Source organism: Myroides sp. NP-2, assembly GCF_014145665.1.
GTDB lineage: Bacteria > Bacteroidota > Bacteroidia > Flavobacteriales > Flavobacteriaceae > Flavobacterium.
Window position 1 is genome coordinate 1 of record NZ_JACHTD010000004.1, and the last position, 12,157, is coordinate 12,157.

The following is a 12,157-nucleotide window of genomic DNA, read 5'->3' on the forward strand; positions in this document are numbered from 1 at the left end:
TAAAAAGCGGAATTGACATTCGGGTTGTACAAGAATTATTAGGGCATAGTGATATTAGAACAACCATGATTTACACTCATATTACAGATGTAGATAAGAAATCGACACCAAGTCCATTAGATTTTTTATAACCTAAAATAAAAAACCCAACTTTACATTTTTGGGTGTAAAATTGGGTGTTTATCTTTTAACTGATTAATTACCAGTGTTTATTGCGGAGAAAGAGGGATTCGAACCCCCGGACCTGTTACAGTCAACAGTTTTCAAGACTGCCGCAATCGACCACTCTGCCATTTCTCCAGTAGTCTGCTTTACTTCTGTATTGCGAGTGCAAATATAGCATAATTTGCTTTCAACACAAGGCTTTGCTAGGGATATTTGCTACTTTTTTTTTGTAAAATAGGTAAGTGGTTAATAGTGAGTGGTTAATAGTGAATGGTGAGTGGTGAGTGGTGAGTGGTGAGTGGTGAGTGGTGAGTGGTAAGTGGTAAGTGGTGAGTGGTAAGTGGTGAGTGGTAAGTGGTAAGTGGTAAGTGGTAAGTGGTGAGTGGTGAGTGGTAAGTGGTGAGTGGTAAGTGGTGAGTGGTAAGTGGTGAGTGGTAAGTGGTAAGTGGTAAGTGGTAAGTGGTAAGTGGTAAGTGGTAAGTGGTAAGTGGTAAGTGGTGAGTGGTAAGTGGTAAGTGGTGAGTGGTAAGTGGTAAGTGGTAAGTGGTAAGTGGTAAGTGGTAAGTGGTAAGTGGTGAGTGGTAAGTGGTGAGTGGTGAGTGGTAAGTGGTAAGTGGTGAGTGGTAAGTGGTGAGTGGTAAGTGGTGAGTGGTAAGTGGTGAGTGGTGAGTGGTAAGTGGTGAGTGGTAAGTGGTGAGTGGTAAGTGGTGAGTGGTGAGTGGTAAGTGGTGAGTAGTGAATGGTGGGTGGTGAGTCCATAATGAGTCCATAGTGAGTCCATAGTGTCTCTATTAAAAGTTTGGGTTTTAATAGAGACACTATGGACTCATAAGGGAGGAAAGATAGTGGTATGTCAAACGAAAGTCGAAGGGAAAGCGACTAAAACTCGAAAGAAAGGACGGAAGTATCCCAAAATTAGAAGTATCTTTCGCTTAAAAAGAAGTAGTGATGAAAAAAAGTGTCAAAGAAAGAGAGATTTATTACAGTGATTTTGGAGTGAGTGAAAGGCGTTCACGAGCCTTTTTTCACGATAGCCTGAGTTACGGTAGTTTTGTTTATGATTTTGAAACGAATCAGAAATATTGGATTGCCGCTAAACCCAAAGACAGTGAAATCAAAGCCATAACTGCAGATGGAAAGTATGTGCTTGCGATCGATACAACATTTGATACGCGTAAGCGATTTATTCGCCTGGTCGAAGTGGAAACCCAAAAGGAAGTGGCTATGACCAAGGTCGCTTTTGGTTACGAAGCCTTGTTTACTCCCATAGAGGGCGTAATTCTCGTTCGGGGTGATATCAAAAAAAGGGAAAAGGTCGTTGTACTCGATATCAAAACGGAAGAAATACGATATGCGTTTCCAGGGGCAAATCCCTTGAGCTACGGACAGCTAAATGAGGAATTGAAAACTTTTGTTTTGCCGAATCCAAGGAAGAAAGCCGAAGTTTTTACCTATGATTTTCAAACGGGAGAAGCCAATGTAATTGCTTTGCCCTCCAAGCGATTGATTCATCGGGTAGCACTAGTGGCTCAAAATACCTACTTCTATATCGATGGGGATTATATCGCTACTTTGTTTAAGGATGGAGCAGTGGTGTGGCAGACACCCCTGGGTTTTGACGATTCCCTCCACTATGCCCCTGATTTTTTTATCCGTGATAATCGCGTGTATTTTTCCTATTTGTATGATAGTCCTGCAACGGAACTGACAGAAATGAGAATTCCTTGTTTTTATACCCTTGATTTAACAACAGGTAAAATAGAAACGATGCAGATCCCTGATCCTGATTACGCTGGTTTTTTTCTCCCTTTTTTAGGCAATCAAGTCGTGAATAATTTTGGGTTGTGTATTGATTTGGATACAAGAGAACTATCAAAATTAGCTTCTGCTATTTTTGTATAAGAGAAAGATTATAAAGTGATTACGATGATAAATTACAACGACAAAACCTTTCGAGCAGTTAGCAATACACCCAATGGGGAAACGTCTAGCGAAACGGTTTTTCACTACCAACAGGAGGGGAGAATCTTAACGGCAACCTACAAAGGAGGGAAGATTGTCTCTGGACATTTGATCGGATTGGTTGATGAGCGTGGAACGATCGACATGAGATACCACCAAGTCAATGACAAAGGTGAATTGATGACAGGGGAATGTCAATCTACCCCTGAAGTAATGGAAAATGGAAAAATCCGCTTACATGAAGTGTGGGAATGGACCTCTGGCGATCAATCTAAAGGGACTTCTATGCTCGAAGAAGTATAGCAATAGAAACAAAAAAACCGCTACTCAGCGGTTTTTTTTATTATGTATACTGTTCTAGTATTTTCTTGTTAATGGCTTTAATCAAAGCGGGTCCTTCATAAATGAATCCGGTATACAACTGAATTAACGAGGCTCCTGCTTCTAATTTTTCTATGGCGTCTTCGGGAGTGTGGATTCCTCCTACACCGATGATAGGGAAGGCGCGATTGCTCTTATCCGCCAAGAAGCGAATAACTTCTGTACTGCGCTTCGTTAATGGTTTTCCACTTAATCCACCAGTTTCTACTTTCTTCTCCGATTGTAGTCCTTCTCGACTAATGGTGGTATTGGTTGCAATAACACCTGCAATCTTTGTCTCTGCCACAATATCAATGATATCGAGTAGTTGACTGTCTGTCAAATCGGGTGCGATTTTTAAGAGAATTGGCTTGCTTTTCGGCTTAGCGCTATTTTTTGTTTGCAAGGCATGCAATAAAGCGGTTAAAGGCTCTTTGTCTTGTAACGCACGCAGGTTAGGGGTATTGGGTGAACTCACATTGACTACAAAGTAATCGACATACGGAAAAAGTGCCTCGAAGCAGATTTCGTAATCGTCAGTGGCTTGCTCGTTTGGAGTCACCTTATTTTTTCCGATATTTCCGCCAATGAGTGTTCCTTTGTTTTTCTTTAAACGTTCAATCGCTTGTTCAATTCCCCCGTTGTTGAACCCCATGCGGTTAATCAAGGCATTGTCTTCCACTAAGCGAAACATGCGTTTTTTGGGATTCCCGTCTTGTGGTTTTGGGGTAATAGTTCCAATTTCAATAAAACCAAAGCCGAAGTTTTCTAACTCTCTGTACAATTTTGCATCTTTGTCTAAACCTGCTGCTAGTCCAACTGGATTTTTGAATTTCAAGCCAAAGACCTCGCGCTCTAATCGCTTGTCGTTCACTTGAAACGTAGAGCGAATAAGGGCCGATACACCTGGAATTTTGTTGATGAATTTCAACGAGTTAAAGGTAAAGTGATGCGCTTTTTCTGGATCCATAGAAAAAGCAAACGGTTTAAAAATACTTTTGTACATAAGATGGGTGTTGTTGTGTTGTAAAAATACAGTGCGAAAGTACATCTTTTGTTATAATTTTTAAAACCTTCGGCAAAGAATACTTTGTTTTTCTGCGCTTTCTTTGGTGTACAACCAAACAAATGGAGTGGCATCTATCCTCCAAGTGAGCAAATGCTGGGTGTAATCTTGAAACTAGCTGTAAATTAAACGCCTTTAGCGGGTTGTGTAAAGAAGGAAGCTCCAAGTAAAAGAGCGGCAACAAATATCAAGCTAAGTGAACTAATACCTTCGCCTATAGCTAAATGCGCAATTCCCGCACCAATGAGGTTAATGGTAAAACCCGCATAGGCAAATCCTTTGATTATACGTGGCATAAAGGGTAGTAGTAGCGCAAGTACACCAAGTATTTTGGCAACTCCTAATTCAATGCGAAAATAATCAGGGTATCCCAAATAGGCAAAGGCCTCTTTAAATGTTGGGTCTGTGAAATAACCATAGGCGCTAAATAACATAAAAGCGCTAAATAAAGCTGTTGATGTCCAATAGATTAATTTCTTTTTCATGTGTTTTGTTTTTGATTTGTATAGCAAAGGTACCACCTTTAAAAGATGAAAAGGAGGGGGCTAACTAAATGGAAACTGGTTACCAATTGGTAAGTGCAGGAAGCGTATCTTTGACGGTGTAGTCGATTTTTCGTATCTTTACTTTAGGCGAAATTTGAAGAGCGATGAAAGAAGCGATGAAAGAACAACAGGCACAGTGTAAAACGAATATAATGGGGGTCAAAGACAGCATGTCCATTTTAAGTGGCAAGTGGAAGCTGCATATATTGGGTACTTTATTGTTGCACGATAAATTGCGTTTTATGGAACTCCAACGCGCTTTAGGCGATATCTCTGCCAAAGTGCTCAGCAAAGAATTAAGAGATCTTGAACTCAATCAACTGATTAACCGAAGAGAAATTGACGGCTCAATCGTCGCTGTTGAATATGAGATTTCTCCCTTTGGAATTACCCTGACTCCCGTGATTCAAGCCCTCGCCAATTGGGGAAATACCTATAGACAAGAAATCACCAAGCAGATGGAAAAAACCAAAGGTTAGAAAAACAAGAAAGGACAAACGAAATTATTTCAGTAGAAAAGCGGGGAAAGCGAATAAAAGGTCTTGTTATTCTTCGCCAAAATCTGTATCTTTGCCACTCATTTTTTAAAATTAATCATGATAAAAATTACATTACCAGACGGATCAGTGAAAGAGTTTGCCTCAGGGGTAACTCCTTTCGATGTTGCTAAAAGTATAAGTGAAGGATTAGCTAGAAATATTATTTCTGCCAGCTTCAATGGTACCACCATCGAAACCACCACTGCTTTGACCACGGACGGTAGTTTAGTTTTGTATTCATGGAATGATACAGAAGGGAAAAAAGCATTTTGGCATTCTTCTTCTCACGTAATGGCACAAGCTTTATTGGAGCTATTCCCAGGTATTAAGTTAACGATCGGTCCTGCTATTGAAAATGGATTCTACTATGACGTAGATTTCATGGATCACAAAGTTACGGATGCTGATTTTAAGCGAATTGAAGATAAGTTTTTAGAAATAGCTAGAGGAAAACACGAGTTTTCGATGCGTTCTGCTTCCAAAGCAGAGGCGTTAGCCATGTATAAAAAAGAAGAAAACCCATATAAAGTAGAACTAATCGAGAACCTAGAAGACGGAACAATTACGTTTTGTGATCACGATACCTTTACTGACCTATGCCGCGGTGGACATATTCCCAATACAGGAATCATCAAGGCATTTAAAATTTTATCAATTGCAGGTGCTTATTGGAGAGGAGACGAAAAAAATAAACAGTTAACACGTGTATATGGTATTTCGTTCCCGAAACAAAAAGATCTAACGGATTATTTGGCTTTATTAGAAGAAGCAAAAAAACGCGATCACCGCAAATTAGGAAAAGAGCTAGAGTTGTTTACATTCTCTCAAAAAGTAGGGCAAGGGTTACCGTTGTGGTTGCCAAAAGGTGCTGCTTTAAGAGATCGCTTGGAGTACTTCTTGCGTAAAGCACAGAAAAAAGCAGGATATGAACAAGTAGTAACCCCACATATCGGACAAAAAGAACTGTACGTTACTTCTGGGCACTACGCAAAATATGGGGCAGATAGTTTTCAGCCCATTCACACACCAGTAGAAGGGGAAGAGTTCTTGTTAAAACCAATGAACTGTCCGCATCACTGTGAAATATACAACGCAAGACCTTGGTCATACAAAGATTTACCAAAGCGTTTTGCTGAGTTCGGAACCGTTTATCGCTACGAGCAATCAGGAGAATTACACGGGTTAACTCGTGTACGCGGATTTACACAAGATGACGCGCATATCTTCTGTACGCCAGATCAATTGGACGAAGAATTCAAAAAAGTAATTGACCTTGTGCTTTACGTTTTCGGATCTCTAGGGTTTGAGAACTTTACCGCTCAAGTATCTGTTCGCGATTTAAGCAATCCAGATAAGTATATCGGATCTGTGGAGAACTGGGAAAAAGCAGAACAAGCAATTATCAACGCAGCCAAAGACAAAGGGTTAAACTACGTGATTGAAAGTGGTGAAGCTGCTTTCTACGGTCCGAAGTTAGACTTTATGGTGAAAGATGCCTTAGGAAGAAGCTGGCAGTTGGGAACAATTCAAGTAGATTACAATTTGCCAGAGCGTTTTGAATTGACGTATAAAGGTTCTGATAACGAATTACATAGACCTGTAATGATTCACAGAGCACCTTTTGGATCAATGGAGCGTTTTATCGCGATTTTATTAGAACATACAGGTGGAAATTTCCCACTTTGGTTGATGCCAGAGCAGGCTATTATACTGTCTTTGAGTGAGAAGTATGAAAAATATGCGAAAAAAGTTTTAGATTTGCTAGAAAATGACGAAATTCGCGCGGTCGTAGATAACAGAAATGAAACGATCGGTAAGAAAATCCGTGAAGCAGAAGTACAAAAATTCCCTTATATGCTGATTGTAGGTGAAGAAGAGGAGAAGAATGGAACGATTTCTGTGCGTAAACACGGGGATTCAGGCAAATCAAATCAAACGATGAAAATAGAAGAGTTTGTTGCTTTTGTTCAAAAAGAAGTGAGTTCATCAATGAAACAGTTCGGAGAATAAAAAAACAAATGATGTATAACGCTTGTAGAACCAAGCATTAAAATTTTTAAAGCCATAGCAGTAAGACAAAGAGGAGGATTTAGACCTCGCGAAGAGAAGAAGGATTTGCATAGAGTAAACAACGCAATCCGTGTTCCTGAAGTTCGACTTGTTGGAGACAATGTCGAAACGGGTGTATATAAACTAGCAGACGCTTTGCGTTTAGCTGAAGAGCAAGAATTAGATTTAGTGGAGATCTCTCCCAATGCAGAACCGCCCGTTTGTAAAGTAATTGACTATAAAAAATTCCTTTACGAGCAAAAGAAGCGCGAGAAAATGTTGAAAGCTAAATCAACGCAAATTACCGTTAAGGAAATTCGTTTTGGCCCTCAAACTGATGAGCATGACTATGAGTTTAAGAAGAAGAATGCAGAAAAGTTCTTAAAAGAAGGAGCTAAATTAAAAGCATTCGTATTCTTTAAAGGTCGTTCTATCATCTACAAGGATCAAGGACAAATTTTGTTATTGAGATTAGCACAGGATTTGGAAGAATTCGGAAAGGTTGAATCAATGCCAGTATTGGAAGGAAAACGTATGACCATGTTCATCGCTCCTAAAAAGAAAACAAAGTAATTCTTCCCGCTAAAGAAAATAGAATTAAGTAAGATAATCATAATACCTAGGAACAAAATGCCTAAAATGAAAACTAAATCTAGTGCTAAAAAGCGTTTCAAGCTAACTGGTACTGGAAGAATCAAAAGAAAACACGCTTTCAAAAGTCACATTTTGACTAAAAAATCTAAAAAGCGTAAATTAGCTTTAACTCACTCTACTTTAGTATCTAAAGCAGATGAGCACAGCATCAAAGATCAATTAAGATTAATCTAATTCTAGGTAACTAGAACTGTAGATTCGGTTAAAATTTTTTAATAACCCTGGAGTGGCGCTTAGTAATTTAGAAGAACTTGTAAAAGTCGCCCACTACAAAAAACACTTGTAAAGAAATGGCAAGATCAGTAAACTCAGTAGCTTCAAGAGCAAGAAGAAAAAGAATTTTGAAGCAAGCCAAAGGTTACTTTGGAAGACGTAAAAACGTTTGGACAGTAGCTAAAAACGCGGTAGAAAAAGCAATGCTTTATGCTTACCGTGATAGAAAACAAAAGAAAAGAAATTTCCGCTCTCTTTGGATTATGCGTATCAACGCTGGTGCAAGATTACACGGATTAAGCTATTCTGTATTCATCGGTAAATTGAAAGCTAACAACATCGAATTGAACCGTAAAGTTCTTGCAGATTTAGCTACAAATCACCCTGAAGCTTTCGCAGCTATCGTTAATAAAGTAAAATAAGAAACGTTTGTCAAATCAGATTAGTCTTACTTAATATAGTTAAAGCCCTACTCACGAGTAGGGCTTTTTTTGTTTACCGTTCGCCCTAAGCACACAACAAACAAATCGAAGGTTCATCGAATACCAAAACAAAATATAAACTAGGTGAGATACACCGTGCAACGAACAAACCGCGCAACCAACAAAGCACAACCAAGAAAGCATTCATACCTCATAAAAAAAAACTATATTTACGTTTCTAATTCAGCCACCCTCCATGATATCATTCTTAGATTTACAGCAGATCAACCAGGCCTATGAAGCGGAGTATCTGCAAAAAATAAAACAAATATTCCACGATGGAATGTATATGCTTGCCAATGAAGTAGTTTCTTTTGAAGAACATTTTGCCGCTTATTGTGGAACTTCTTTTTGCGTGGGGGTTGGCAATGGTTTAGATGCTTTAAAATTGATTTTTGACGGTTATATCAAATTGGGGAAACTCAGTGTAGGAGACGATGTTTTAGTGCCTGCAAATACCTATATTGCTTCGATTTTGGCTTTGTTGGAATGTGGGTTGAATCCTGTACTAGTTGAACCTAATTTAGATAGCTATACCCTCGATTTAAGTGGAATCACCTATTCGATAACTGCTTCGACAAAAGCTATTTTAGTGGTGCATTTATACGGACAAGTGTATGAGATGGATAAGATCCAACACTATTGTCATGACCGAGGATTGTTGTTGATTGAAGATGCCGCACAGGCCCATGGAACAACTTTCAACGGCATCAAAGCGGGTGCTTTTGGCGATGCAGCAGCGTTTAGCTTTTACCCGAGTAAGAATTTGGGGTGTATAGGTGATGGAGGAGCCGTTACGACGAATCACCTGGATCTCGTAGAGGTTATTCGTGCAACGCGTAACTATGGCTCTCATATCAAGTACCAAAATAAATACAAAGGCTTTAATTCGCGTTTAGATGAAGTACAAGCGGCACTGTTAAACCTCAAGCTTCCGCATTTAGACGAGGACAATCAAAAGCGTTTGCATATCGCTTATCGCTATATCAGAGAGATTAAGAATGTAAAAGTGATCTTGCCTCATCTCTCCTCAGAAGGCGCACATAATTTTCATTTATTTGTGGTTCGTGTAGCAGAACGCGAGCAGTTTCAACGGTATTTGTTAGCCAAGGGCATACAAACGTTGATTCACTATCCGATTGCCCCTCATCAACAACCCGCCTTGAGTGAGTTTAGCTTTTTACAACTCCCCATTACAGAATTAATCCATCAAGAAGTGGTTAGTTTACCCCTGTCACCCATACTTACAGACGAAGAAGTAACGCAAGTCATCCAAGCAATAAACGCCTATTAATGATAAGAGATATTTGGCATAAATATAAGCAAAGTGAATTCACCACAGTGACCCTTCTAAATACCATAGGCATAGGGGTGCGTTTGCTTACCGCCTTGTGTTCTGCTAAGCTTTTGGCTCTGTTTGTTGGTACTTCTGGCATGGCCTATATGGGAAATCTGCGCAATATGTTGGCGTCTATGGAAGCCTTTTCTTCTTTTGGATTTGCCAATGGTATTGTTCAATATGTGGCGACACATCGCGAAAATAAAACTGCAATTGAGCGCTTTGTCAATGTTTTGTTGCGCTTTATGCTGGGAATTCTCCTCCTGGTGTCGCTGGTGATATTCCTTTTTCGACGCGAATTAGATCGCTACTTATTCGAAGATGCCTTTTCTATGCCTAGTTTGTTTATTTGCTTGGGATTTGCCTTCCCCTTGCAAGTGTTAAACGGAATTTGGATCGCTTTTTTAACTGGTTTATCCCAGTTTAAAAAAGTTATTTACCTCAATATTATCGGCAATGTATCCGGCTTGTTCTTAACCTTTTATTTGGTGTATACGCAAGGGTTAAACGGTGCATTACTGGCTATGGTTCTTAGTCCTGCTATCCTTTTTTTTATCTCGCTTTACTGGGTTAAAAAAGAACTGAAACTGCAGTGGCAACCCTTTGATTTTTCTCTGATAAAACCCTTGTTCTCTTATGCCGTAATGGCCTTGTTCTCGGCCGTTATTAGTCCGCTGTGTATGCTGTGGGTGCGCAAATTGCTCATGATAAATACAAGTGTTGAACTAGCGGGTATATGGGAGGGAATCCAACGGATTTCAGGTATTTATATGCTGTTTACCACCACCTTAGCTTCTACCTATTTCTTGCCTAAACTTGCTCAATTACAGCGATATAAAGATAAGAAAGCAATCATTAGCCTGTATTTTAAAGGGGTATTGCCCTTGTTTGCCTTAGGCTTATTGGTGGTCTATCTCTCTCGCAGTTGGATCATTCCCCTCATCTTGGATCACAGTTTTAGTCCTATGATAGATTTGTTGAAGTGGCAACTAGTAGGCGATTTCGTCAAAGGTGCGGGATTGATCTTTGGATTACTCTTTTATACCGAGCGCTTGGTTTTGCCCTATCTAATCTGTGAAACCCTATTTTTTAGTTGTTTCTACGGATTTACGTATCTGTTACTCCCTCATTTTAGTATGGAAGCCGCTACTTTGGGGTACACTTTAGCGTATATAATTTACAGTTGTGTTTTAGTTGTCTATTTTTCTTGGTATTTTAGCCGTTCGGAGTTTAAAAAACACTTGAAGTAAATGAAGAAATACAGCATTTTTGATTGTCGTGAAATTGTCGTCCCTCAACTTATGGACGAGAGAGGAACGCTCGCCGTTATTGAGGAGAATATTCTTCCCTTTGAAATAAAACGCTTGTTTTTTATTTATGGAGTGCCTCGAGATAAGCACAGAGGAGGACATGCACACAAAGAGCAAACGACTGTACTCTTCGCTATCAACGGAAGTTTCGAAGTAATGCTCGACGACGGCAATCAAAAGAGAAAAGTGTATTTAGAAGATCCTACAAAGGGCTTGATACTTCAACCTGGTATTTGGAGTGTATTGGACAATTTTGAAGCAGGAACGGTTTGCTTAGCCGTCAATTCTGGGGCATATGACGAAAGCGATTACATTCGCTCATATGATTTGTTTTTAGCCTCTCGTGCACTATTGCAAGAGGTTTAACCATTCCTTCTTTATCACATCCATATCAAAAGCATAGGCAGTTTTCAAGGTATTTTGTTTGATTCTATTGCGCATTTCTGTATCCAGAGCCAATACGTCCATAGCTGTTTTTAAGGCCTCAAAGTCTTGATCCTCAATTAAAAATCCGTTGTATTGATCTTGTATAATTTCACTTGGTCCTGTCGGGCAATCAAAGCTAATTATAGGAATCTCACAAGCTAAGGCCTCGAGTAGGACTGTGGGAAAACCTTCCAATCGACTGCTGTGCACAAAGTACAAGGCTCCTTTGAAGATAGGAAAGGGATTTTCGCAAAATCCAGGGAGATGAACCCAAGCAGCGAGTTGATGTTGAGCAATTTGATCGACCAACTGTTGTTTATACCTTCCTTCGCCTAATATAACCAAGTGAATTTCTTCCTTGGGAAGTTTACTTCGACTATATAGTTCAATTAAACGGTCAAATTGTTTGAGGTCAGAATCCATACGTCCACAGGCAACAATATACCTTTTCCCTTGGAAAGAATGAGGCTGATTCGCTTGTTCGCGTATACTGTCAATTGGAATGGGATTGTAGATGGTTTGCACCTGTTTATAGCGATAAGTTGCTTTTACTTTTTCTGCAATTGCCTGACTTACACAAATGATTTGCTTTGATTTTCTATACAGGCGTTTCCCCAAAAAAAGATTGGATGTAAAATACCACGAAAGTTCCGAGCTGTGAATCGTTGGAATATAGGTAGCGTCAAAAACAAAACACTGTAACAATACTTCGGTGAGGGGTTTACTTCGCGTTCGAAAGTCTATGACGTAATCAAAACCCTGTGTTTTGATGTAGTTTCGAAAAAGGCGATAGCGCTTCCATTTATTGCGCAAGGAAAAGCCCGTGGATTTGTGTACGCCTAAATTGTATAATACACCGCCATAAGGATAGGTAATAACGTTTAAATTAAGGAGGTTGTGCACCTCATAGCCTTCCTGTTCTAAATGGATGGAAAGGGAGCTGTGAATGCGTTCCGCACCACCATAAGCAAGGGTGTCACCCACTAACGCTATTTTTATTTTCCTTTGTGGCATAAAAAGATAAACGTACATTTGAATAAATCACGG

14 protein-coding genes and 1 tRNA gene are annotated in these 12,157 nt (G+C 39.6%); 11 read left to right on the forward strand and 4 right to left on the reverse strand.

Annotation, left to right across the window (positions count from 1 at the left end):
* Positions 1-131 (forward strand): tyrosine-type recombinase/integrase (locus H4K35_RS05030; RefSeq protein ID WP_182626303.1); only part of this gene is annotated, 131 nt, incomplete at its 5' end.
* A gap of 84 nt (positions 132-215) precedes the next feature.
* Here the strand turns inward: H4K35_RS05030 and H4K35_RS05035 are convergent.
* A tRNA-Ser gene (locus H4K35_RS05035) sits at positions 216-300 on the reverse strand.
* Between the two features lie 813 nt (positions 301-1,113).
* Here H4K35_RS05035 and H4K35_RS05040 point away from each other — a divergent pair.
* Together H4K35_RS05040 and H4K35_RS05045 are read left to right on the forward strand one after the other, a co-directional pair.
* Positions 1,114-2,067, forward strand: a complete 954-nt coding sequence (locus tag H4K35_RS05040) for a hypothetical protein (RefSeq protein WP_182626304.1) — start codon at positions 1,114-1,116, stop codon at positions 2,065-2,067.
* 24 nt (positions 2,068-2,091) lie between these two features.
* The gene (locus H4K35_RS05045) at positions 2,092-2,430 is read left to right on the forward strand and encodes a n-acetylglutamate synthase (protein ID WP_182626305.1); all 339 of its coding nucleotides are present in this window, start codon (positions 2,092-2,094) and stop codon (positions 2,428-2,430) included.
* 40 nt (positions 2,431-2,470) lie between these two features.
* Here the strand turns inward: H4K35_RS05045 and H4K35_RS05050 are convergent, their stop codons facing one another.
* Positions 2,471-3,493, reverse strand: a complete 1,023-nt coding sequence (locus tag H4K35_RS05050; RefSeq protein WP_182626306.1) for a quinone-dependent dihydroorotate dehydrogenase — start codon at positions 3,491-3,493, stop codon at positions 2,471-2,473.
* Between the two features lie 185 nt (positions 3,494-3,678).
* The gene (locus H4K35_RS05055; RefSeq protein ID WP_182626307.1) at positions 3,679-4,038 is read right to left on the reverse strand and encodes a DoxX family protein; all 360 of its coding nucleotides are present in this window, start codon (positions 4,036-4,038) and stop codon (positions 3,679-3,681) included.
* Between the two features lie 164 nt (positions 4,039-4,202).
* On the opposite strand from H4K35_RS05055, the gene H4K35_RS05060 reads away from it, so the two are divergent.
* The 8 genes from H4K35_RS05060 to H4K35_RS05095 all read left to right on the forward strand — a co-directional run bounded on the left by H4K35_RS05060 (position 4,203) and on the right by H4K35_RS05095 (position 11,050).
* Complete coding sequence (locus tag H4K35_RS05060) at positions 4,203-4,577, forward strand: helix-turn-helix domain-containing protein (protein WP_255492368.1); 375 nt, start codon at positions 4,203-4,205, stop codon at positions 4,575-4,577.
* A 117-nt stretch (positions 4,578-4,694) separates the two neighbouring features.
* The gene (thrS, locus tag H4K35_RS05065; RefSeq protein ID WP_182626308.1) at positions 4,695-6,647 is read left to right on the forward strand and encodes a threonine--tRNA ligase; all 1,953 of its coding nucleotides are present in this window, start codon (positions 4,695-4,697) and stop codon (positions 6,645-6,647) included.
* A 105-nt stretch (positions 6,648-6,752) separates the two neighbouring features.
* Positions 6,753-7,259, forward strand: coding sequence for a translation initiation factor IF-3 (gene infC / locus H4K35_RS05070; RefSeq protein WP_002991325.1), 507 nt, complete (start codon positions 6,753-6,755; stop codon positions 7,257-7,259).
* A gap of 57 nt (positions 7,260-7,316) precedes the next feature.
* Positions 7,317-7,514, forward strand: a complete 198-nt coding sequence (gene rpmI / locus H4K35_RS05075; protein WP_002991327.1) for a 50S ribosomal protein L35 — start codon at positions 7,317-7,319, stop codon at positions 7,512-7,514.
* A gap of 116 nt (positions 7,515-7,630) precedes the next feature.
* Positions 7,631-7,975 (forward strand): 50S ribosomal protein L20, encoded by a 345-nt coding sequence (rplT, locus tag H4K35_RS05080; protein ID WP_002991328.1) that lies wholly within the window; start codon positions 7,631-7,633, stop codon positions 7,973-7,975.
* Positions 7,976-8,231: 256 nt separating this feature from the next.
* Complete coding sequence (locus H4K35_RS05085; protein WP_182626309.1) at positions 8,232-9,329, forward strand: DegT/DnrJ/EryC1/StrS aminotransferase family protein; 1,098 nt, start codon at positions 8,232-8,234, stop codon at positions 9,327-9,329.
* Entirely contained in the window at positions 9,329-10,624 is a 1,296-nt protein-coding gene (locus H4K35_RS05090) for an O-antigen translocase (RefSeq protein WP_182626310.1), read from the forward strand. The genes H4K35_RS05085 and H4K35_RS05090 overlap by 1 nt, the downstream gene beginning before the upstream one ends.
* Entirely contained in the window at positions 10,625-11,050 is a 426-nt protein-coding gene (locus tag H4K35_RS05095) for an FdtA/QdtA family cupin domain-containing protein (protein WP_182626311.1), read from the forward strand.
* Here H4K35_RS05095 and H4K35_RS05100 read toward each other — a convergent pair.
* Positions 11,033-12,094, reverse strand: coding sequence for a glycosyltransferase (locus H4K35_RS05100; RefSeq protein WP_368668692.1), 1,062 nt, complete (start codon positions 12,092-12,094; stop codon positions 11,033-11,035). The genes H4K35_RS05095 and H4K35_RS05100 overlap by 18 nt on opposite strands.
* Between the last annotated feature and the right edge of the window lie 63 nt (positions 12,095-12,157).

Bases quoted from the DNA above. Each gene is read 5' to 3' on its own strand.
- H4K35_RS05040 (WP_182626304.1), top strand. From the start codon at position 1,114: ATGAAAAAAAGTGTCAAAGAAAGAGAGATTTATTACAGTGATTTTGGA.
- H4K35_RS05045 (WP_182626305.1), top strand. From the start codon at position 2,092: ATGATAAATTACAACGACAAAACCTTTCGAGCAGTTAGCAATACACCC.
- H4K35_RS05050 (WP_182626306.1), bottom strand. From the start codon at position 3,493: ATGTACAAAAGTATTTTTAAACCGTTTGCTTTTTCTATGGATCCAGAA.
- H4K35_RS05055 (WP_182626307.1), bottom strand. From the start codon at position 4,038: ATGAAAAAGAAATTAATCTATTGGACATCAACAGCTTTATTTAGCGCT.
- H4K35_RS05060 (WP_255492368.1), top strand. From the start codon at position 4,203: ATGAAAGAAGCGATGAAAGAACAACAGGCACAGTGTAAAACGAATATA.
- thrS (WP_182626308.1), top strand. From the start codon at position 4,695: ATGATAAAAATTACATTACCAGACGGATCAGTGAAAGAGTTTGCCTCA.
- rpmI (WP_002991327.1), top strand. From the start codon at position 7,317: ATGCCTAAAATGAAAACTAAATCTAGTGCTAAAAAGCGTTTCAAGCTA.
- rplT (WP_002991328.1), top strand. From the start codon at position 7,631: ATGGCAAGATCAGTAAACTCAGTAGCTTCAAGAGCAAGAAGAAAAAGA.
- H4K35_RS05085 (WP_182626309.1), top strand. From the start codon at position 8,232: ATGATATCATTCTTAGATTTACAGCAGATCAACCAGGCCTATGAAGCG.
- H4K35_RS05090 (WP_182626310.1), top strand. From the start codon at position 9,329: ATGATAAGAGATATTTGGCATAAATATAAGCAAAGTGAATTCACCACA.
- H4K35_RS05095 (WP_182626311.1), top strand. From the start codon at position 10,625: ATGAAGAAATACAGCATTTTTGATTGTCGTGAAATTGTCGTCCCTCAA.